Origin of the sequence: Shewanella sp. BC20 (assembly GCF_003129585.1) — a bacterium.
Classification (GTDB): Bacteria; Pseudomonadota; Gammaproteobacteria; order Enterobacterales; family Shewanellaceae; genus Shewanella; species Shewanella seohaensis.
In genome coordinates, this window is record NZ_NHRI01000022.1 from 1 (window position 1) to 21,831 (window position 21,831).

At 48.8% G+C, this 21,831-nt stretch carries 18 protein-coding genes; 9 read left to right on the forward strand and 9 right to left on the reverse strand.

What is annotated here, in order from left to right:
- The first annotated feature begins 414 nt into the window (after window positions 1-414).
- Window positions 415-714: a type II toxin-antitoxin system HicB family antitoxin gene (locus CBX96_RS18450; protein ID WP_109287664.1), complete on the forward strand. Its 300-nt coding sequence runs from the start codon at window positions 415-417 to the stop codon at window positions 712-714.
- A gap of 224 nt (window positions 715-938) precedes the next feature.
- Here CBX96_RS18450 and hipA read toward each other — a convergent pair whose 3' ends face one another.
- The 4 genes from hipA to CBX96_RS18470 form a co-directional block, all read right to left on the reverse strand.
- A complete protein-coding gene (hipA, locus tag CBX96_RS18455; RefSeq protein WP_109287665.1) occupies window positions 939-2,240 on the reverse strand; it encodes a type II toxin-antitoxin system toxin serine/threonine-protein kinase HipA in 1,302 nt (433 codons plus the stop codon).
- Between the two features lie 3 nt (window positions 2,241-2,243).
- Complete coding sequence (gene hipB / locus CBX96_RS18460) at window positions 2,244-2,480, reverse strand: type II toxin-antitoxin system antitoxin HipB (RefSeq protein WP_011071023.1); 237 nt, start codon at window positions 2,478-2,480, stop codon at window positions 2,244-2,246.
- 424 nt (window positions 2,481-2,904) lie between these two features.
- Window positions 2,905-4,542, reverse strand: a complete 1,638-nt coding sequence (gene groL / locus CBX96_RS18465) for a chaperonin GroEL (RefSeq protein ID WP_089066912.1) — start codon at window positions 4,540-4,542, stop codon at window positions 2,905-2,907.
- A gap of 57 nt (window positions 4,543-4,599) precedes the next feature.
- On the reverse strand, window positions 4,600-4,890 hold the full coding sequence (locus CBX96_RS18470; RefSeq protein ID WP_011071021.1) for a co-chaperone GroES: 291 nt from the start codon (window positions 4,888-4,890) through the stop codon (window positions 4,600-4,602).
- A gap of 225 nt (window positions 4,891-5,115) precedes the next feature.
- Here CBX96_RS18470 and CBX96_RS18475 point away from each other — a divergent pair, with 225 nt between their 5' ends.
- Window positions 5,116-6,474, forward strand: coding sequence for an MATE family efflux transporter (locus CBX96_RS18475; RefSeq protein WP_109287666.1), 1,359 nt, complete (start codon window positions 5,116-5,118; stop codon window positions 6,472-6,474).
- Here the strand turns inward: CBX96_RS18475 and CBX96_RS18480 are convergent.
- Entirely contained in the window at window positions 6,471-7,460 is a 990-nt protein-coding gene (locus CBX96_RS18480; protein ID WP_023268751.1) for a LysR family transcriptional regulator, read from the reverse strand. The two genes, CBX96_RS18475 and CBX96_RS18480, sit on opposite strands and share 4 nt — an antisense overlap.
- A gap of 129 nt (window positions 7,461-7,589) precedes the next feature.
- On the opposite strand from CBX96_RS18480, the gene CBX96_RS18485 reads away from it, so the two are divergent.
- Both CBX96_RS18485 and CBX96_RS18490 read left to right on the forward strand, forming a co-directional pair.
- Window positions 7,590-8,672: an efflux RND transporter periplasmic adaptor subunit gene (locus CBX96_RS18485; RefSeq protein WP_109287667.1), complete on the forward strand. Its 1,083-nt coding sequence runs from the start codon at window positions 7,590-7,592 to the stop codon at window positions 8,670-8,672.
- Window positions 8,673-8,675: 3 nt separating this feature from the next.
- Entirely contained in the window at window positions 8,676-11,756 is a 3,081-nt protein-coding gene (locus CBX96_RS18490; RefSeq protein ID WP_109287668.1) for an efflux RND transporter permease subunit, read from the forward strand.
- Between the two features lie 175 nt (window positions 11,757-11,931).
- Here the strand turns inward: CBX96_RS18490 and CBX96_RS18495 are convergent, their stop codons facing one another.
- Window positions 11,932-12,327, reverse strand: a complete 396-nt coding sequence (locus CBX96_RS18495; RefSeq protein WP_109287669.1) for a hypothetical protein — start codon at window positions 12,325-12,327, stop codon at window positions 11,932-11,934.
- A gap of 187 nt (window positions 12,328-12,514) precedes the next feature.
- Complete coding sequence (locus tag CBX96_RS18500; protein ID WP_109287670.1) at window positions 12,515-13,135, reverse strand: FxsA family protein; 621 nt, start codon at window positions 13,133-13,135, stop codon at window positions 12,515-12,517.
- 223 nt (window positions 13,136-13,358) lie between these two features.
- Between CBX96_RS18500 and cutA the strand changes: the two genes are divergently transcribed.
- The 5 genes from cutA to CBX96_RS18525 all read left to right on the forward strand — a co-directional run bounded on the left by cutA (window position 13,359) and on the right by CBX96_RS18525 (window position 19,916).
- A complete protein-coding gene (gene cutA, locus CBX96_RS18505; protein ID WP_088210103.1) occupies window positions 13,359-13,682 on the forward strand; it encodes a divalent-cation tolerance protein CutA in 324 nt (107 codons plus the stop codon).
- A complete protein-coding gene (locus tag CBX96_RS18510; protein ID WP_109287671.1) occupies window positions 13,679-15,520 on the forward strand; it encodes a protein-disulfide reductase DsbD in 1,842 nt (613 codons plus the stop codon). Before cutA ends, CBX96_RS18510 begins: the two co-directional genes overlap by 4 nt.
- 152 nt (window positions 15,521-15,672) lie before the next feature.
- On the forward strand, window positions 15,673-17,328 hold the full coding sequence (locus CBX96_RS18515) for a cation:proton antiporter family protein (protein ID WP_109287672.1): 1,656 nt from the start codon (window positions 15,673-15,675) through the stop codon (window positions 17,326-17,328).
- A gap of 285 nt (window positions 17,329-17,613) precedes the next feature.
- Entirely contained in the window at window positions 17,614-18,759 is a 1,146-nt protein-coding gene (gene galK / locus CBX96_RS18520) for a galactokinase (RefSeq protein ID WP_011625059.1), read from the forward strand.
- Window positions 18,760-18,884: 125 nt separating this feature from the next.
- Window positions 18,885-19,916, forward strand: a complete 1,032-nt coding sequence (locus CBX96_RS18525) for an aldose epimerase family protein (protein ID WP_109287673.1) — start codon at window positions 18,885-18,887, stop codon at window positions 19,914-19,916.
- Window positions 19,917-20,025: 109 nt separating this feature from the next.
- Here the strand turns inward: CBX96_RS18525 and CBX96_RS18530 are convergent, their stop codons facing one another.
- The gene (locus CBX96_RS18530) at window positions 20,026-20,430 is read right to left on the reverse strand and encodes a hypothetical protein (RefSeq protein ID WP_011625057.1); all 405 of its coding nucleotides are present in this window, start codon (window positions 20,428-20,430) and stop codon (window positions 20,026-20,028) included.
- Between the two features lie 322 nt (window positions 20,431-20,752).
- Window positions 20,753-21,751 (reverse strand): NAD(P)H-quinone oxidoreductase, encoded by a 999-nt coding sequence (locus tag CBX96_RS18535; protein ID WP_109287674.1) that lies wholly within the window; start codon window positions 21,749-21,751, stop codon window positions 20,753-20,755.
- Window positions 21,752-21,831: the final 80 nt, after the last annotated feature.

Sequence of the window (21,831 nt, forward strand, 5' to 3'; positions counted from 1 at the left end):
GGGCAGTAGAAGCAGATATCCATCAGGGCCAGAGAGATCCCTCAACAACAGGCCGGATATATGGGTGCAATGAACTCTTCTCAAAATCGCTATCGAATGTCTTGCAAACCGGATGGGTCCATATATGCCGAGATAGCGTCAGTCGAATCAGGGACGAGCGTCTGACGCGATAGCATAAGAACGCTTAATGCCCAAGGGGCTTTCAACTCCGCTAGGGACGCCGAGGGATTTCCAAAAGGGGAACAGGCGCTTTTCCCCTTTTGGTCGGGTGTGGGGTGAAGCCCCACGACTTTGATTTAACTTTTATTTCTGCTTGGATTAACCAATCTAAAGCGCAGCACAAAATTCAAAAAGAAAAGATGGGACATCTATAACTCTTTTTACAATCACTTACCCACAATGAAGGTGATAAGAATGTTATATCCAATTGCAATTGAGACTGGTGACAGTAAACACGCTTACGGAGTGGTGTTTCCAGATATACCTAACTGTTTTTCGGCAGGCGATACTTTAGAAGAGGCGTTATCAAACGCAAAGGAAGCCGTTGAAATGTACTTAGAAGAATTGGCCGAGCGTGAGGAGTTACCACCAAAGGCTAGTGATCTGGCTACCTTGCAAAAGAATAAAGAATACCAAGGCTGGGCTTGGGCGATCATCGACGTTGACTTGGAGCCCTACTTAGGCAAGGCCGTCAGAAAAAAAGGACAGGCATAACTCTTTTGGGTTTAACGAAAGATGGGACAGTCTAACCGAAAGATGGGACATCCATAACTCTTTTGGGTTTAACAGCCAACGCCAAGGCTACAGAAGTTCACCCTCCCCTCGGAGTTGCCAAAGATAGGACATCCATAACTCTTTTGAGTTTAACAGCCGACGCCAAGGCTAAAGAAGTTCTCCCTCCAACGAAATTACCGCTGTGTCATAAGCTGTAGCTAGAACTACACTTCCACATCCCTGACCTCGTCAACAAAACCAAGGTAACGTTCACATCTCGCTAGTAACTGGGTTTTGTAATGAGACACAAATGATGCTTCATCTTCATCAAGGGGCGGGAGCATTAAAATCACCTCAGCTATTGCCTGCGCTATTCTTCGCGCAATTCTCGTTAAGTTACTGATTAATAGATTTCTTGGTAAACCCAAGCCATCTATAAACGCGGCTAATTGATACGCGTAAATGCTATTTGGATCAAATTCGTCATCAATAGCCATAGCAAGCTGTTGCTCAAAATCCTCATACATAGCCACGCTGACCAAATCGTACCAAGGAGTTGGCTCCATTCCGCTTGGCGTCATAAAAAATGAGTAGTTTTTACCGTGTGCATCGGCATTGCCAGTCAGTAAATTGAATAACGCCCATTGCAACATGTCTTGCTTAGCAGCCACGGGATTACGGCATTTTGCTGCAAGACTAAAGAGCCTGTTAAAACTTACCCCTTCACGAATATCTTTAACATCACGCCCTGAACCAAAATTACGTTCATATTTTTTGCTTACACTAAAACCAAGGGCTTGGCAGCTATCGACAATATGCCTTCTTAATACCCTTTGCTCATTTGACATATAACGTCTGTCGAAGCGTTCAACACAAAGGGCTTTGTAACGGCCAAAATGAACAATATCGACATTCGCCACATTCATCCCAACCACTTTGGCTAAGCGCATCGTTATAAATTCATTGATCACTAAATGATGATGTTTTTCGAATTTAACAATATGGGTCGATGACAGCGTACCTTCGGCAAAGGCAAATTCTTTCCCGTTATAAAACAGGTTTAACTTAGGCTGAACACCCGCTACCGATAGTCGAGGTTTGCCATCCCAAACTTCCATCGGCCACATTGTGGGATCTTCAATGCGTTGAATAACTTCTTCAGCCTTAATTGGCCGCAATTGTGTTTCAGGCAGTAAAGCCCCCTTAGGAACGAAAGCGATGGCACCTGCGGTATCGAGACCAATGGCGCGGATCAAGGCAAAGGTGTTCCCCTTAGAGACGCCAAGCGATTCAATCAGATAATCTAATCCTTTATTTTCTGGCAATAAGTTAACCAAAAACATTGATATTTGATTGCTCGTTCCTGTGCCATCTAAAGGAATAGTTGGTGAAAGTGGAAATCCACTTTGCTGCCAGTCTTTGGTGTAATGCACGGCAAAGGTGTCGGTCGTGGCACCAAAGGATAATTCCCCGATAATTGAATCACCGAGGTGCATCTCTAGCGTAAGCGTTTTAGCTGTACTCATGGGTTAATACCAGCCATTAGTTTCGGTGTCGCTGGTTTGAGCCGAAACGATATCAATCCCCAGACCATCAAGGATTTTGAATACGGTTGAGATATAAACATCCTCACCTTTTTCAACACGGATCAGCGTTTTTTTAGTTACGCCGCACAGCATGGCCGCCACGTCTTGAGTAAGAGCAGCACTTTTCCTTCGCTCTTTAATTAACAAGCCGAGGGATTGTTGATTTAACGGTGATGCCATTATCGCCTCCAAAAGTGTAACTTCATACACTTTAGCCTTTATATCAGTCCCATTCAATCAAAAAGTGTATATAAGTACACTTTTTGATTATTGATAATGACAAACCCACTAAAAGTGTACAACGTTACACTTTAAAGGCAGTTTTCAGTGCTTAAAACCCACAAAGTGTAGCTAAGTACATCTAGCGTGAAAAACGCCACAACCTAAATTGCCAGAGCCAAAAACAAAACCCCGATACTGTTGCCAGTATCGGGGTTTTCATTTTCTTTTATAAGTATTTGGGTTGTAAGCGATTAAGCTAAAGACCACAGATGCTTTTTGCGCAGGATAAATCGTGTTAGTACAAGGCGCTGTGAGCGTAGCATACGTTGTTTGTATGTGAGCGAGCAGCAACGCCGTAATCACCGATTTAAACCAGCAAAAATTACATCATGCCGCCCATTCCGCCCATACCACCCATACCGCCCATATCTGGCGCATCAGCTTTTGGCAGTTCAGCTACCATTGCTTCGGTGGTGATCATCAGGCCTGCGATAGACGCTGCGAATTGCAGTGCGCTACGGGTCACTTTAGTTGGGTCAAGGATACCCATTTCTAACATGTCACCGTAGGTGTCGTTGCCCGCGTTGTAACCGTAGTTACCGCTGCCGTGTTTCACGTTGTTCGCCACAACAGAGGCTTCTTCGCCTGCGTTGGTTGCGATTTGACGCAGTGGCGCTTCCATTGCACGCAGTGCGATAACAACACCGTGTTTTTGGTCTTCGTTAGCCACTTCAACGTCGGCAATCTTAGAAGCAACACGTACCAGAGCAACACCACCGCCTGGTACCACGCCTTCTTCAACCGCAGCACGAGTTGCGTGCAGCGCGTCTTCTACGCGAGCTTTTTTCTCTTTCATTTCAACTTCGGTCGCTGCACCGACTTTGATTACCGCAACACCGCCAGCTAATTTAGCCATACGCTCTTGCAGTTTTTCTTTGTCGTAGTCTGAAGTTGATTCTTCGATTTGTTGCTTGATTTGGCTAACGCGCGCTTCGATTTGCGCTTGTTCGCCGTTACCATCGATGATGGTGGTGTTGTCTTTAGTGATCACAACACGCTTAGCAGTACCTAAATCTTCTAAGGTTGCTTTTTCAAGCTCTAAACCGATTTCTTCAGCGATTACAGTACCGCCAGTTAAAATCGCTACGTCTTGCAGCATTGCCTTACGACGGTCACCAAAGCCTGGGGCTTTAACCGCAGCCACTTTTACGATACCGCGCATGTTGTTCACAACTAGCGTTGCTAAGGCTTCGCCTTCAACGTCTTCAGCAACGATCAATAATGGCTTACCGGTTTTTGCCAGACCTTCAAGGATTGGCAACAGTTCGCGAATGTTAGAGATTTTCTTGTCTACTAACAGTACGAATGGGTGATCTAATTCAACGCTGCCAGTTTCTGGCTTGTTGATGAAGTATGGAGACAGGTAGCCACGGTCGAACTGCATACCTTCTACTACGTCCAGTTCGTTTTCCAGTGCTTGACCTTCTTCAACGGTGATCACGCCTTCTTTACCGACTTTTTCCATTGCAGTCGCAATGATTTGGCCGATTGACTCGTCAGAGTTAGCAGAGATAGTACCTACTTGAGCGATAGCTTTTGAGTCGGCGCAATCTTGAGAAAGGTTTTTCAGCTCGATAACGGCTGCAGCAACGGCTTTATCGATACCGCGCTTTAAGTCCATTGGGTTCATACCCGCTGCAACGGCTTTTAAGCCTTCAGTCACAATGGCTTGCGCCAGAACGGTTGCAGTTGTTGTACCGTCACCGGCGGCGTCGTTGGCTTTAGAAGCAACTTCTTTCACCATTTGCGCGCCCATGTTTTCGAATTTGTCTTCTAATTCGATTTCTTTTGCAACAGACACACCGTCTTTAGTGATCAGTGGTGAGCCAAAGCTCTTGTCTAATACCACGTTACGGCCTTTAGGGCCTAAGGTCACTTTCACTGCGTTAGCCAGAATGTTTACACCAGCCAGCATTTTTACGCGTGCGTCGTTACCAAATACAACTTCTTTAGCTGCCATATTGAGTATCCTTTAAATTTTTGATGATTAATTGGAATGTCGAATTGATGTCGTGGATTAACCTACGATGGCCATCAGGTCAGCTTCTGACAGGATCAAGACTTCTTGACCGTCGATTTTTTCTTTCTTCACACCGTAACCTTCATTGAAGATCACTACATCACCTACTTTCACATCCAGTGGTCTTACAGTGCCATTTTCGAGAATACGGCCGTTGCCTACTGCCAGTACTTCTCCGCGAGTCGATTTTTCAGCGGCGCTACCGGTTAATACAATGCCACCCGCTGAAGTTGATTCAACTTCTAAACGCTTAACGATTACGCGGTCATGTAATGGACGAATATTCATCTATGAACTCTCCTAATGATTTAATGCCCAACAATCGAGGCGATTTTGTGATGAAAAAGAGGAAGCGTATTCGCCGTCCCCTTGATGTCTGTGATATGGGGTTACCCCTTGCCAGATCCAAGTGCCTTTACAAAAAAAATTCAAATTTTTGATGTCGGTTTTTTCAAGCGGGCACAATCCTGCTAGAATTCGGCCTCCGCTCGCAAACAAGGCACCATTTTCCCCATGAAAGACAGACACGGGCTGCTTAGCGCGCCAATTGGTCGTGTGCTGCTCAACATGAGCCTCCCCAACTTGATTGGCATTATGACCATTCTAGGTTTTAGCCTCGCTGACACTTTTTTTATCAGTCAGTTAGGGACCGAAGCCTTAGCGGCGATCAGTTTTACCTTTCCGGTGACTTTGATTATTTCCAGCATTGCGATTGGCGTGGGTGCTGGGGTATCGACCAATCTTGGACGGCTGATTGGCTCAGGTAACGCCCCGCAGGCAAAGGTGTTTTTGCACGATGCGCTGCTGCTGACCTTTATCCTTATCGCCAGCTTATCGGCCCTAGGTAGCATTTTTATTGAACCACTGTTTAGCTTGCTTGGCGCCAATAACTCCAGTTTGCCGCTTATTCATGACTATATGATGTATTGGTATGTGGGCGCGCCGCTGTTGGTGCTATTGATGGTGGGCAACCAAGGCTTACGTTCGACGGGGGATACTCGCTCCCCGGCGATGATTATGTCGTTGGCGGCGATCATTAACTTAATCCTCGACCCTTTATTAATCTTCGGTATCGGGCCTTTCCCACGCTTAGAGATCCAAGGCGCAGCGATTGCTACCCTGTTCTCTTGGCTGATAGCCCTGTCGCTCTCGGGTTATTTGCTGATTATTAAGCGGCGGATGCTTGAGCGGGCAGCATTTGATATCGATAGAATGCGCGCCAACTGGAGTAAACTCGCCCATATCGCCCAACCCGCAGCCCTGATGAATTTAATTAATCCACTCGCCAATGCGGTGATTATGGCGATGCTGGCGCATATCGACCACAGTGCCGTCGCAGCCTTTGGTGCGGGCACCCGTTTAGAGTCGGTGCTGTTAATCGTGGTGATGGCGCTCTCGTCGAGCCTGATGCCGTTTATCGCGCAAAACCTTGGTGCTGGCCAAACCCAAAGGGCGAAACAGGCGCTGCTGTTATCGCTTAAATTTATCTTAGTATTCCAGACCTTACTCTATATTCCGCTGGCGTTTTTCGCCCAGCCACTGGCGAGTTTATTCAGTACCGATCCACAGGTGTTAGAGTGGTTAAGCTTCTATATTTTGATCTTGCCCTGTGCCTATGGCCCGCTCGGCATAGTGATTATCTTTGCCACGGCGCTCAATGCGTACCACAGACCCATGAGCTCGCTAGTGATTAACCTATGCCGCTTAGTGCTGCTGATGCTGCCGCTGGCGGCGCTGGGGTCTTATATCGATGGGGTGAAAGGCTTATTGCTCGCACTCCCCATCACCAACCTCTTGATGGGGATTGCTTGTTATTATCTGGCGCAGCGCATTTGCGAGCCGACCAAGGTCACGACCGCCGACGCTATTTAGGTTGTGCTTTTTAGGCTAAAACGCACATCATTAGGCGGGAATGGCTCTTCCGATGCTTTACAGACTCGGCGCACATTTTGAGTGCTAAGATTGGTTGGAATACCATTCGGAGCCAGCTCTTGCATAATAAAGTCGATAAAGCGTCTACAGGCCAAACTTACATAACGTCTTGATGGATAAGCCAAATAGCATTCTCCCGGATGGGACTCTATCTCGGGTAATAGGGTAATTAACTGCCCAGAAGCAAGGTAATCCGCCACCACTTCTGCGGGCGCATACACGATCCCGCGTCCTTGCAAGGCAAACTCTACCGCGACCTCGACACTGTTAGAGCAAAAATTGCCTCTCACTCTCACTTCCTGTTCGGCACCAATCCATAACTCATTAAAGATCTTGCCATTTGAGAGTCGAAATAAGGACACATTATGGGATTCAATTTCTTTTGGTGTTGTTGGAGTACCGTATTGCGCTAAGTAGTCGGGGCTGGCATAAAAACGCAGATCTGTGGTGAAGATGGGCCGCACGACTAGATCTAAGGTATCTAGTGCAGGTTCCACAACGAAGGCTACGTCGAGATTATTCTTAACCATATCAACGGACTCTGCACTGCTGATCACTTCTACCGTCAGTTTTGGATGTAAATCCATAAAGCGGAAAATGGCGTGCATCAGTACATTCATGCTGTGGATAGGAAACATTTGAATTCGGAGATGGCCACTGATCTCAGCATCTTCGTTAGTCATCTCAAATAGGGTTTCGTCGAGCTGCGCCAAAATGTTTTGCGATCTATGGTAAAAATGGCTTCCCGCTGAGGTCAGCGTCATCGAGCGACTCTGGCGGTGGAATAGCTTGATATTCAGTTCATCTTCCAACGCCTGTAAACGGCGGCTCACGGTCGATTTAGGTAAGTTAAGCAAATCAGCAGCTTCGATCAAACTACCGGTTTCGGCTATGCGGTGAAATAACGCTAAGTCCTCTGTCTTCATTTTTAACTTAATTTCAATCTCATTATGTGGGACTCATAATCCCAAAGTATCCCGTTTATTGCAACAAATTTAGCTGTTATCTTCGCGTCCCTAAAATGCTGATAAATTGTTATCGAGGACTCCCTGACCATGAAATCATATCGACTGCTTCCCCTAGCGGCTTTATTGCCAGCCGTGCTCACAGCTTGCACTCCAGCGGAAAGCTCGGTACAGGCGAGTGCCATTCGTCCAGTAAAACTCTTTGAAGTTGAGCAACTCGAAGGGGGAGATTTTAGGACGTTTCCCGCCCGCGTCAGTGCTAATAGCCGCGCCGAGTTGTCGTTTCGGATTTCAGGTGAACTGACAGAACTTGCCCTAGTGGAAGGTCAACAGATTCGCCAAGGTAGCCTACTGGCCAAGTTGGATGATAGGGATGCCCATAACAATCTGATGACCCGCGAAGCCGAGCATGAACTCTTGGCAGCGGATTTTCAGCGTAAAACCGAACTCCTCAAACGCAAATTAATCTCTCAAGCTGAGTTTGATAGCGCCCAAGCGCAACTTAAATCGGCCAAAGCCGCCTTAGCCGCCGCCCGTGACCAGTTAAGTTATACCCAACTGATCGCGCCCTTTAGCGGTACAGTGGCGAAACGTTTAGTGGATAACCACCAAATCGTACAGGCCAACCAAGGGATTTTAACACTGCAAAACAACAACCTGCTCGATGTCAGTATTCAAGTCCCCGAGGCGATGGCCGCGAGCTTAAATACCTATGTGCAGCAGCAAAACTTTACCGCTAAGGTGCGTTTTAGCGCGCTAGCTGGAATGGAGTTTGATGCGAAATTCAAGGAATACTCAACCCAAGTCACGCCTGGGACTCAGGCCTACGAAGTAGTGTTTTCCTTACCTCAACCTAAAGATATTCAATTACTTCCAGGGATGAGTGCCGAGTTAACCCTCGCCTTAGTAAAGACGCCAGACCAAACCGCTTCGGCCATAGTGCCAGTCACCGCCATCGATAAACGCGACCAAGACGGCCAAGTTCAAGTGTGGGTGTATCAGTCTCAGTCGGGTGAAGTGAAACCCACAGCCGTCACCTTAGGGCGTGTCACCACTCAAGGCATCGAAGTCTTAGGCGGCATCAACAAGGGCGACTTGATTGTGAGTGCAGGAGTTTCCCAGTTATCCGATGGGATGAAAGTCAAACCACTACGCTGGCAGCGCGGAGTGTAATTCATGAATATTGCTGAGTATTCCATCCGCCACAAAGTCATCAGTTGGATGTTTGTGTTGCTGCTACTCGTGGGTGGCGGCGTCAGTTTTACGGGCCTTGGGCAATTAGAATTTCCCGAATTCACCATTAAAGAAGCCCTAGTGATCACCGCTTACCCGGGCGCATCACCCGAGCAAGTCGAAGAGGAGGTGACCCTGCCCCTCGAAGATGCATTACAGCAGCTCGATGCAGTTAAGCACGTGACCTCAATCAACAGTGCTGGCCTGTCGCAGATCCAAATTGAAATCAAAGAAACCTACGACAAAACCAGCCTGCCACAGGTGTGGGATGAAGTGCGCCGTAAGGTGAACGATACCGCAGGACAACTGCCCCCCGGCAGCACCTCGCCCAAGGTCTATGACGACTTTGGCGACGTCTATGGGATTTTGTTCAATCTTTCAGGCCCGGATTACAGCAACCGCGAATTAACCAACTACGCCGACTATTTGCGCCGCGAATTAGTGCTAGTGCCAGGGGTGAAAAAAGTCTCAGTCGCGGGCAGTGTGACCGAGCAAGTGGTGATTGAAATATCACAACAAAAACTCTCGGCACTGGGGCTAGATCAAAACTATATCTACGGTCTTATCAACAACCAAAACGTAGTATCCAACGCCGGGAGTTTAGTCGTTGGCGATAATCGCATTCGTATCCACCCTACGGGTGAATTCAGCAGTGTAAAGGATCTGACGCGTCTGATCGTCAGCCCGCCCGGTAGCACCGAACTCATCTATTTAGGGGATATTGCCAATATAGAGAAAGATTACGACGAGACCCCGAGTGTGCTCTATCACAACCGTGGCGAGACAGCTTTATCGCTGGGGATTTCCTTCTCAAGCGGCGTTAACGTGGTTGAAGTGGGTAAAAGCGTTAGCCAGCGCCTTGCCGAGCTGGAGTCACAACGCCCAATTGGGATGAACCTAGACACGGTTTATAACCAGAGTCTGGCGGTAGACGATACAGTTAATGGCTTTTTAATCAACCTATTAGAATCGATAGCCATCGTTATTGCCGTGCTATTGCTGTTTATGGGCTTACGCTCTGGCTTACTGATGGGATTAATCCTGCTGCTGACCATTCTCGGCACTTTTATCGTGATGAAAGTACTGGGCATTGAGCTGCAACTGATCTCCCTCGGCGCCCTGATCATCGCACTCGGTATGCTGGTCGATAACGCCATTGTGGTGACGGAAGGCATTCTGATTGGCCTGCGCCGGGGTAAGACTCGCCTCGAAGCCGCAAAACAAATTGTGTCGCAAACCCAGTGGCCGCTACTTGGCGCCACAGTGATCGCGATTATCGCCTTTGCGCCGATTGGTTTATCACAAAATGCTGCCGGTGAATTTTGTCGCTCCCTGTTCCAAGTGTTAATGATCTCTTTATTTATCAGTTGGATTACGGCGATCACCCTGACACCTTTCTTCTGCCACTTGCTCTTTAAAGATGCGCCAGCAGACGACGAAGAACAGGACCCATACAAGGGCTGGTTCTTTAGCTTATACCGCGCGAGTTTAACCTTTGCCCTGCGTTTTAGGCTCGCCAGTATTCTCTTGGTCGGTGCCATGCTCGTTACTGCGGTAATTGGCTTTGGACATATCAAAAATGTGTTCTTCCCTGCGTCAAATACGCCCATCTTCTTTGTCGATATTTGGATGCCTGAAGGCACGGATATCAAAGGCACAGAACGCTTTACCGCCGATATTGAGCAGCTGCTACTCAAGCAAGCCGAGGAGCAACACAGCGGCCTAAAACACTTAACCACAGTGATTGGCCAAGGTGCGCAGCGTTTCGTCCTGCCCTATCAACCCGAGAAAGGCTACCCCGCCTTTGCCCAGTTGATCATCGAGATGGAGGATTTAGCGTCGCTCAAAGTCTATATGTCTGAGTTAGAAGGACAGTTAAATCAACGTTTCCCGCAGGCGCAATATCGCTTCAAGAATATGGAAAACGGCCCGTCTCCCGCCGCGAAGATTGAGGCACGTTTCTACGGTGATGACCCCGAAGTGCTGCGTGTATTAGGCGCGCAGGCCGAAGCGATTTTCCATGCTGAGCCAACGATGGACGGTGTTCGCCATGACTGGCGTAATCAAGTGCCGTTGATCCGCCCGCAGCTGCAAAATGCTCAGGCGAGGGAAACCGGGATCAGCAAGCAAGATCTGGATAACGCACTGCTCATCAACTTTAGCGGCAAACAGATTGGTCTGTACCGTGAAACCAGCCATTTGCTGCCTATCGTTGCCCGTGCGCCCGCCGAAGAACGCTTACAAGCCGACAGCCTGTGGAAACTGCAAATTTGGAGTACCGAGCACAACACCTTCGTGCCAGCCACCCAAGTGGTGAGCCAGTTCGAAACCCAGTGGGAAAACCCGTTGGTGAAGCGTCGCGACCGGATGCGGATGTTAGCGGTTCTGGCCGATCCAAAGCTTGGCAGCGATGAGACAGCCGATTCTGTGCTGCGTAAAGTGAAGGATAAGGTTGAAGCCATCAGTCTTCCCGCTGGTTACCACCTCGAATGGGGCGGCGAGTATGAGACTGCAGGCGAAGCCCAAACCGCGGTATTTAGCTCGATTCCTATGGGTTACTTGGCGATGTTTTTAATCACAGTGTTCCTGTTTAACTCTGTGCGTCAGCCCTTAGTGATTTGGTTTACCGTGCCACTGGCCTTGATTGGTGTCTCGGCGGGATTATTGATTTTCGATGCCCCCTTTAGCTTTATGGCGCTACTGGGCCTGCTGAGCCTCTCGGGCATGGTGATTAAAAACGGCATTGTGTTGGTTGATCAAATCAACTTAGAGCTCGGTGAAGGTAAACCCGCCTATACAGCCCTTGTCGATTCGAGTGTGAGTCGTGTGCGCCCCGTGTTAATGGCGGCGATCACCACTATGCTCGGGATGATCCCGCTGATCCCCGACGCCTTTTTCGGCTCGATGGCGATCACTATCATCTTTGGTTTAGGTTTTGCCTCATTACTGACCCTGATAGTGCTACCAGTGATGTACAGCTTGGCCTTTAACATCAAACCGAATGCAGTGGCGAGCACCAACTAGCACGCCACTCTCCCTAAACGCTTCCCGGCGTGGCCGATCGATGTAGTATTGCTCATCGATTGGCCCTTTCCTTTTATCGATTATCCACTTAAGCCCAATACAAAAACGCCTAGATTTCAGCTGGGTTAGCATAAAATCTAGGCGCGGTAAGAGTGAATGACTATCGAGCCCGGCGTTAATTGACGACCTTTTTCACGACTTTCTTAGCATCGACTGCCTCTTTTTTGTCGTGCTTGTCGTGTTCGTGCTTATCTTGCTTTAGCGCATCGGAGGCTTTGTCGGATAGCTTATCGTCGGGTTTAATATCATCGACCTTATCACTGACCGAATCCGTCACTTTATCCTTAGCATCCCCAACGGCATCCTTGGCATCTTTCGCCGTACGCTCGGCGGCTTTCTCGGGAGTACAGCGACCACTCACGCCAGTAGTAGCCTTGACCGCGGCATTCTTGGCAACTTTTTCAGGGTCGCAATTTGGATCTAAAGGCCCTGCCACGGCGCTATAGGTGATCAGCGAGCAAGTTACGACAGACAACAATCCCGACATCAGCTTTAACTTAGTTAAGTGCATATTCAACCTCCATGAATAATATGTTCGAGGTTTACTATAGTACGCCCCTAAATCGAAGCAAAGGTGAGGCAAGTGATCCACCGCAGACAATTGCGACAAAGCCCACATAAAAACAAGCTCCCAGAGAGTTACCTATGGGAGCTTGCAGAATAGTGCCTGAGTACAGTTTAGCTGTCGGGATATGTAACTAAGGTTTTGGATCCTTTGGCTGAGCGTCTTTTGGCTCATTCGCTTTCGTATCAAGATCTTGGTCGGTCAATTGATGACTCTCGGGGCGTTTATCGCTCGGATCGGCCTTATGCTCAAAGTCCCCTTCATACACATTGCCGTCGGAGTGAGTATGTTGCTCAAAGGGGGATTGGCCAAATGGATTCGACTGCGAACCAGAATGAGGTCCAAATGGACCCGCACCAAAACCGCCGTGCATTCCGCCCTGTAAACCAGACACCACGCGCAGCTGCATACGCTTAAACACTAAGGCGGCAATCGGGCGGCGCGTTAAGGGTGTGAGTAATAATAGGCCAATAAAATCAGTCACAAAGCCTGGGATAACCAGCAATACACCCGCCATGGCTAACATCATGCCTTCGACAATTTCCTGCCCTGGCGCCTCGCCTCGGGTGAGTTTTTGCTGCACTTGCATCAGCGTGCTCAACCCTTGGCTACGCACGAGCGACACACCCAACACGGCGGTAAATAACACCAGACCAATAGTGGTCCAAGTGCCAAGCACCTCGCCCACACGAATTAACACTGACAGTTCGATAACTGGGATCAGCACAAATAATAAAAACAGGATTAAAAACATACCGACCTCAGATTTATCTCGCTTACTTGAAAACTAAATGGGGGCTATCCGGTCTTAATTCAAGTCTCTTGGCTGGCGCTGTCGGTAAGGGAGTGAAACTTCTGATATTTAGCTCACTCTTTTATTACCCGGTTAATGTATGAGACCATAAAAACACGTAAAGTAGCTTAGCCTAATAGGCTTAAGCGAAGTTTAAGATTGTTAAGGGACGATACCTCACACCATGCAAGCTCAATATCTTGTGGTCAGCACCAGTTGCCCAGATGAAGTTCAAGCAAAGCGCATTGCACGTGCCTTAGTGGAAGCGCGCATCGCCGCCTGCGTACATATTTCGGCGCCGATCCGCTCCATTTATGCATGGGAAGGAAAAATCTGTGAGGAGCAAGAAATTAGCTTACACATTAAATGTTTACAAAGCCGCTATGCCGAGTTAGAACAGCTTGTGCTTCAACTCCACCCTTATCAAGTGCCTGAAATTATTGCCGTACCCGTGACTCACGGGCTACCAGCCTACTTAGATTGGATAAAAGATAACACTCAGCCATGAAAAAACTACTTAGCCTTGTTTTCACCGCGTTACTGCTCTTTACGCCTCTCACCCTAAGTGGCAACGCCTTCGCCAATAGCTTTGGTTTTCTAAAAAGCGAACCCGAGTTAATGCCTGTCGATCAAGCCTTTGCCTTCGATTTTAAGCAAGAAGGTAATAAGGTCACCCTCAATTGGGTCATTGCCGACGGCTACTATATGTATCGGGATAAGCTCAAATTTAGCGTCAATGGCGCCGAACTTGGCACCATCGACCTGCCAAAGGGTAAGCCCCACAACGACGAATATTTCGGTGAGCAAGAGGTTTACTACACCTATATCGATATTCCCGTTGGCCTGAAACAAGCCAATGATAACGGCACCTTAACCGTGACCTTTATGGGCTGCGCCGAGGGTAAACTCTGTTATCCACCGACCAAGCGGGACGTGACCCTAAAGGCTGTCGCGGCCAATGATGGGGATATTGCAACTGGCGCAGACAGCAACGAAACGACTGAACCTGCCGCCTCTGCTGACGCCAAGCAAACTAGCAGCGCCCCAAGCCAACCTATTACTCAGCAGGACAGCCTAAGCCAGATGCTGTCTAACGACAGTTTACTCTGGACCTTAGTGATCTTCTTCGGCCTAGGGATTGGTCTGGCGCTCACGCCTTGCGTCTTCCCGATGTACCCTATCCTATCGGGCATTATTGTTGGCCAAGGGCAAAAACTCTCGACCGCCAAGGCCTTCACCCTGTCGATGGCCTATGTGCAAGGTATGGCAATCACCTACTCGATTTTAGGTCTAGTGGTTGCCTCTGCGGGGATGAAATACCAAGCGGCGCTACAGCATCCCGCTGTGCTGATCTTTTTAGCTATCCTGTTCTTTGTACTCAGTTTATCCATGTTTGGCTTGTACGATCTCAAACTGCCTTCTAGTTGGCAGGAGAAGATGAACTCGATTTCCAACAATCAAAAGGGCGGAAATTTAGTTGGCGTGTTTTTGATGGGGGTGATCTCGGGATTAGTGGCCTCACCTTGCACAACGGCCCCGCTCTCAGGCGCCTTAGTCTATGTGGCACAAACAGGCGATTTATTGCAAGGTTTCCTCGCGCTCTACGTGCTGAGCATGGGTATGGGTGTGCCGCTACTCATCATTGGTACCTCGGGTGGTAAGTTACTGCCACGCGCTGGCGCTTGGATGAACATCATTAAAACCGTGTTCGGTTTCCTCCTGATTGCGGTATCGATTGTGATGCTTGGCCGTATTTGGACTGGTGTGGTTTCCGATGTGCTCTGGTCACTCTGGGGCATTAGCTTCACCGGTTACCTGATGCACCAAAACAAACTCAGCACCTTCAATTGGAAACAAACCGTGCGCTCAGTGCTGCTGACACTCACGCTGTTGGCCAGTTTCTCCTACGGTTTCCAAGCGGTCATGGGTCACTTTGGTTTTACCCATACGTCAATGGGCACAGTGGCGACAACCGAGCAGGAACACGGCTTTAAACGCATTAAATCCATTGAGGATTTAGACCGTGAAATCGCCGCAGCGACAGCGGCGGGCAAACCAGTGATGTTGGACCTCTACGCCGATTGGTGTGTGGCCTGTAAAGAGTTTGAGGCCATCACCTTTAAGGACGCCGAAGTATTAGCACGGATGAACAAGATAGTGTTATTGCAGGCCGACGTGACTAAGAGCGATGCCATAGATGTCGCACTGCTAGAGAAATACAACGTGCTGGGCCTACCTACGCTGCTGATGTTTAACGAGCAAGGTGAGCAGAGGGAAGATCTAAGAGTGACTGGCTTTATGGGACCGAAGGAATTTGCCGCCCATTTAGATCACTTAGTGAAATAATCTCAGCTAAAACGCCAATTTATCACTGCGCCGTTTTAGCGTAAAACCAATAAAAAGCGGACTTTTTTCATTAAAAGTCCGCTTTTTTATCACGCTGTCATCGATTTCTTATACAATCCCTGTTTAACGTGGACTTTTTAGATTGGAGCATTATGGAACCGGCTATTCTCATCATTACACTTATCTGCGGCATGCTGGTTAGCCGCATAGGGCTGCCTCCCCTGATCGGCTACTTAGTGGCAGGCTTTGTACTCTTTGTTTTTGGTATTGAGAAAGAAAGCCTGCCTCTACTGCAAGAACTCGCTAACCTCGGTGTCACCTTATTATTGTTTGCCATTGGTCTTAAACTCGATATTCGTAGCCTCTTTAAGGCCGAAGTCTGGGCGGGCTCGAGCATACATTTAGTGCTCTCCATGGTGCTGTTTATTCCCATCCTCAAAATCCTCGGCCTGATTGGCTTAAGCCAGCTCGACGGTTTGAGCGTGGCACAGCTGTCATTAATCGCCTTTGCGCTCAGCTTCTCCAGTACGGTATTCGCGATTAAGGTATTGGAAGATAAAGGCGATGTGCAGTCCCTCTATGGCCGTGTCGCCATTGGTATCCTGATTATGCAGGATATTTTTGCTGTCATTTTCTTAACTATTTCTAAGGGCGCTATCCCGTCTGTCTGGGCGCTGGCATTATTGCTGTTGCCTCTGGCAAAACCGCTAATTTACAAAGCCTTCGACCGTGTCGGTCACGGCGAACTCTTAGTGCTATTTGGATTAGTGATGGCGCTGGTTGTCGGCGCTTGGTTATTTGAATCCGTCGGCCTCAAACCGGATCTCGGCGCGCTGATCATCGGGATTTTACTCGCGGGGCATAAAAAGGCCTCTGAGCTGGCTAAATCCTTGTTCTACTTTAAAGAACTCTTCCTTGTCGCCTTCTTCTTAACCATTGGCCTCAACGGCTTACCCACGGTATCCGATGTGGTACTTGCGGCCTTATTAGTGCTATTAGTGCCGTTAAAAATCCTGTTATTCGTCTACTTACTGACACGATTCAAGCTGCGTTCACGCACCTCTATGCTGGCCTCATTCAACTTAGGTAACTTCTCTGAGTTCGGCCTTATCGTGGCCGCCGTTGCCACCAGCAAAGGTTGGCTACCACCACAATGGCTGGTGATTATCGCGGTCGCCTTAAGTTTCAGCTTCTTATTTGCGGCGCCACTCAACGCTACCGTAGGCAATATCTATCAACGCTTCCAACAACGTCTGATTCGACTCGAGAAGCCCCCGTTGCACCCCGAAGACAGACCGATTGCCATTGGTAATCCCCGCTTCTTGATCTTAGGTATGGGCCGCATTGGTAGCGGTGCCTACGACGAACTGCGCGCGCGTTTCGATGGTGAAATCCTCGGGATTGAACACAAGCAAGAACTGGTGGATTTACACCGTGCCAATGGCCGCAACGTAGTGCAAGGTGACGCCGCAGATACCGACTTTTGGGAGAAACTCGACCGAGCGCCAAATCTTGAGTTAGTACTGCTGGCCATGCCGCACCATGCGGGAAATCTGTTCGCCGTTGAGCAGCTTAAGAAGCTGAACTATCAAGGTAAACTCAGCGCCATTGTGCAATACGGCGATGATGCCGCCTCGCTGAGAACCTCTGGCGTACACAGCGTGTATAACTTGTACGAAGCGGCGGGGGCGGGTTTTGTCGACCATGTGATCCATGAGTTATTACCCGATTCAGAAACCCGCGCAGAGGCCGAAGCCAATGCCGACAAGTCACCAATCAACGCTAACGCGACCTCTGGCTCGGTCTAATCTAGCCTTGAATAAAAATCATCTTATTTAGGCTAATGTTGGCTCAGGAAATTAAACCTCCTGAGCCAACTTATCTCTCCCCTTAAAATGTTAAAAACAATCAAAATCAACTAATTGCAGTGATTCGCCAGACAGAACTAATCGGTTGCTTGTTCTGTATCGATTTTCCCTAACGAGACTATCGTCTATACCCTACAAAATCTCAGTTACAAGGCCGAGTTAGTCGTGATATAAATCGAAGACAAGAACGCAATTTAGCTCAGCTTTTTTGGAAGTCTTCTCAGCATGTCGAACCCTGCGCAGCGCGCCACTAAGTTATTTGTCCAAACCTTTGGCACTAAAGCCGATGATTTATACCAAGCCCCTGGTCGGGTTAATTTGATCGGTGAATATACGGATTACAACGACGGCTTCGTGTTGCCCGCCGCCATTAATTTTCATACAGTGATTGCCGTTAAGCGCCGAGAGGACAATAAGTTTCGCGCCGTTGCCGACGCCTTTCCGGGACAAATCAAGGAATGGAGCTTCGGTAAAGACACCGAAATCAATCCCGAAGATGGTTGGGTCAATTATCTCAAAGGCCTAACGGTGGCCATGGCCAACACTGGGCTTATCGCCAAAGGGTTAGACTTAGCGGTTGTCGGCGATGTGCCATTAGCCGCAGGCCTGTCTTCCTCCGGCGCCTTAGTCGTCGCCTTTGGTACGGCTATTAGCGACAGCAGCCAACTGCATTTATCTCCTATGGCGGTAGCACAACTCGCACAGCGCGGTGAATATCGTTATGTCTCATCGGCTTGCAGCATCATGGACCATATGATCTGCGCCATGGGCGAACCGGATCATGCCTTGCTCATCGATTGTCTGGATCTGGATAGCGAGCCTATTGCGATCCCTGAAAACCTCAGCCTGATCATTATCGATGCCCATATCGAGAAACAACGTCTGGCGGCGATAAATCAACAACGCCGCGAAGAATGCGCACAGGCTGCCGACTTTTTTGGCCTCGATGCCCTGCGCCACCTCGACCTGCGCCAGCTCGAAAGTGCTAAAGATCAATTGGATGACACCCTGTATCGCCGTGCCAAACACGTCGTCACCGAAAACAAACGCACTCAGAGTGCAGCTCGGGCGCTAGAGCAAAATAATCTATCTAAATTCAGTTTGTTAATGGCACAGTCCCATCAATCCCTGCGGGATGATTTTGAGGTGACACTGCCCGAATTTGACACTTTGGTGGACATAGTCGGCCAAGTGATTGGAGAGCGTGGCGGCATTCGCATGACCGACGGTTGTGTTGTCGCCCTAGTGGATCACGAACTCACCGATGCCGTAGTCTCGGCGGTCGAGCATGCATTTTATGAGCAGACTGGAATCGATGCCACTGTGTATCTCTGCTCGGCGAGTGCGGGCGCGGGGCGCATCGACAGCTAGTCCATCAATCACGCTCAATCCATTCTTCCAGACAAGTACCATACGAATTCAACCTTGAATCCTATGGTATTTGTTGTTTTTAAGAGGCAAAATCAAGCGGTTAAATCACATTAGAGGGAAGCTAAATGGTGCGTTTCAGTGTACTAGATCCTTGGACCGATCCCCGCGGCGGTGAAATCGAACGTGTGCGGATAGACAATGGCATCATCGCCTTAGAAGTGCTCAGCTTAGGTGGCATTATTCGCTCACTTTGGACGCCCGATAAACAGGGCCAACGCGCCAATATCGTGCTTGGCTGCGACAGTGCCGAAGATTATCTAACCCAAAACGCCCACCTTGGTGCAATCGCAGGGCGCTTTGCCAACCGTATTGCGATGGGCAAGATGCAATATCAAGGGCAAGAATATCAACTGGATATAAATCAGGCTAGTAACTGCTTGCACGGTGGCCGCGAAGGTTTTAATCGGAAAAATTGGCACTTAGGCCAACTTCCCGACGGTGTGCGTTTATCGTTAGTTAGCCCAGATGGCGACATGGGTTTCCCCGGCAATTGCACTGTCCAGTTAGACTATCGCCTCGCAGCCAATAATCTGTATGTGGAAATCCTCGCCTCGGTGGATAAACCTTGCCCCGTCAGTCTGACACAGCATTCCTACTTCAACCTCGACGGTCTGCCGAACAATCATCAACATCGGATGCAAATCGATGCTACGCGCTACCTCACCATGAATGAGGTGGGCGTGCCTACGGGAATTGCCGAGGTCAAAAACAGTATTTTCGATTTAACTCAGGGCATTACTCTTGGGGATAAACTTCAAGATCCGACGCTGGCCAGCACCCAAGGTTATGATCATTGTTATCTCTTGGACAATCCCGATGGCGCGCTGCGCCGCTTTGGCTGCCTATCGAGCCCCGTCAGTGGTCGCGCCATGACAGTCTTTACCAATCAGCCCGGCGTGCAGCTCTACTGCGCTAACTTTTTAGCGGGAACCCTAGGGCGAAACCAACAAAGTTTGAACGCCTATCAGGGCGTGTGTATTGAGCCGCAAAAATTACCTGATTCGCCGAATCAACCCCAACTGGGTGATGACGCTTGGTTAGTACCGGGGAAAATCTACCATCATATCAGCCGCTATCAATTTGATATTGAAGGCTAAAATGAATGCGTTTTGGGATAGGTTTTTCGAATAAAGGAAGGAAAAGCCGGTAAGGAATAAAGTGATTTATTCCTTACCCTAACCAAATTTGCCCTAGGCAAACTCAGTGTTAATCGTCGAAATCATCGCCCCAATCTTCATCAAAATCGGCGCCAATGGCATCGGTTTCAATTTCAGGCTCAACTTCAGCTTTAGCCTTACGAACAGGGCCTGACTCTTTGACATTGTTCAGGTCGATACGAGCTTGATGCTTGCCCATAAATTGAGCTCGAGCTGCTTTCCATGCGCCGCTAAACTTAGCTTCAGCCGCTTTTACCGCTGCATCATCTAAGTCATGTAGGTTCACTTTTACGATGTCTTCTACATACTCAACAATAGCATCACGTTCGGTATTGTAGAGGTAGATTCGTCCAGGGGAAGCCTCTGGCAGCTGGTTGTCATGGACGACAATCGCGGTGCCCTTCGATGTTCTCAGCTCACCATACCAAACCTGTTTCTTTGCTGTGTTATACATATATGCCAATACCCTTAAATCAACACATACACTATGAGTTTTTTAGTCTGAATAAGCGAAGCGTCGCTTGCTTTGATCCACGAATCGCGCCGGAAAGTCTCTGACGTTTTCAACTGGGTATTTTTACAGAATATTTCCGATAATCAATGCCTCATACCATGAAATTTTCACTTATTACGCATTAATTTCGGCCAAAGTCTCTAAAAAATTTTGTCATTAACGACTTTAGTCTAAAAAAACATCACAGCAAGTTTTAATTCGGCAGCCCGCCTCCATCAAAGGATTGAGGCGAGTGCGTTTACACAGATGTAGCCAGGCGGGATCACAAGGTTAATACGACTTTGCCTCTATGTTCTCCCGACTGCATTAGCGCATGGGCCTTGGCCGCCTCGGCCAGTGGAAAGGTGGCACAGATATGCGGCACGATTTGCTGGCTATCGAGCAAAGGCCAAACCTGCTCACGTAATTGCTTGGCAATTTCGGCTTTTGCCGCAACGCTCTGCGGTCTTAAGGTTGACCCCGTCCACACAATACGTTTGGCCATCAACTGCAGAATGTTCACCTCAGCCTTACCGCTACGTTGGGTCGACACTGATACCATGCGACCATCTAGCGCTAATGCTTGAAGATTCAAGTTGATAAAGTCGCCACCAGCAATATCAAACACCACATTGACGCCCTTGCCTTGGGTAAAGGCCATGACTTCTTCCACGAAGTTCTGAGTGTTGTAGTTCACCACCAGATGGGCGCCTAATCCGGCGCAATAGTCACGCTTGGCATCCTGCCCCGTGGTCGCAATCACGGTCGCACCAAGATGCTTAGCGAGTGAAATCGCCGTGCTGCCAATGCCACCCGAACCACCGTGGATCAACACGGTTTCACCCGCCTTGAGTCCCGCACGCATAAAAAGGTTGCCCCACACAGTGAAAAAGGTTTCGGGCAGCGCCGCCGCTTGCACCTCAGAAAAGCCCTGTGGGATAGGTAAACAATGCTCGGCATAGGTTAAGGTGTACTCGCCGTAGCCACCGCCGGGCACTAAGGCGCAAACCTTATCTCCTAACTGCCATTGAGTCACGCCGTCGCCCAAGGCGCAGATCTCCCCCGCGACTTCCAGCCCAATAATCGGCGAGGCCCCAGGTGGTGGTGGATACATTCCCATCCTTTGTTTGATATCGGGTCCATTCACCCCGGCAGCGCGGTTACGAATTAAGACTTGGCCAGCACTCGGTACGGGCAATGGCGAACGAGTCAGCTGCATCACCTCAGGCTCGCCGGGCTGCTCAAGATAAATATGCGTGTAATCATGGGGTAATTCGGACATAACGTGCTCCTAGGAGAATACAGAGTACTGCCGCTAACAAGGCAGTCTTCATTGCTCGTTAGCAGCTATTTAAGGCATAG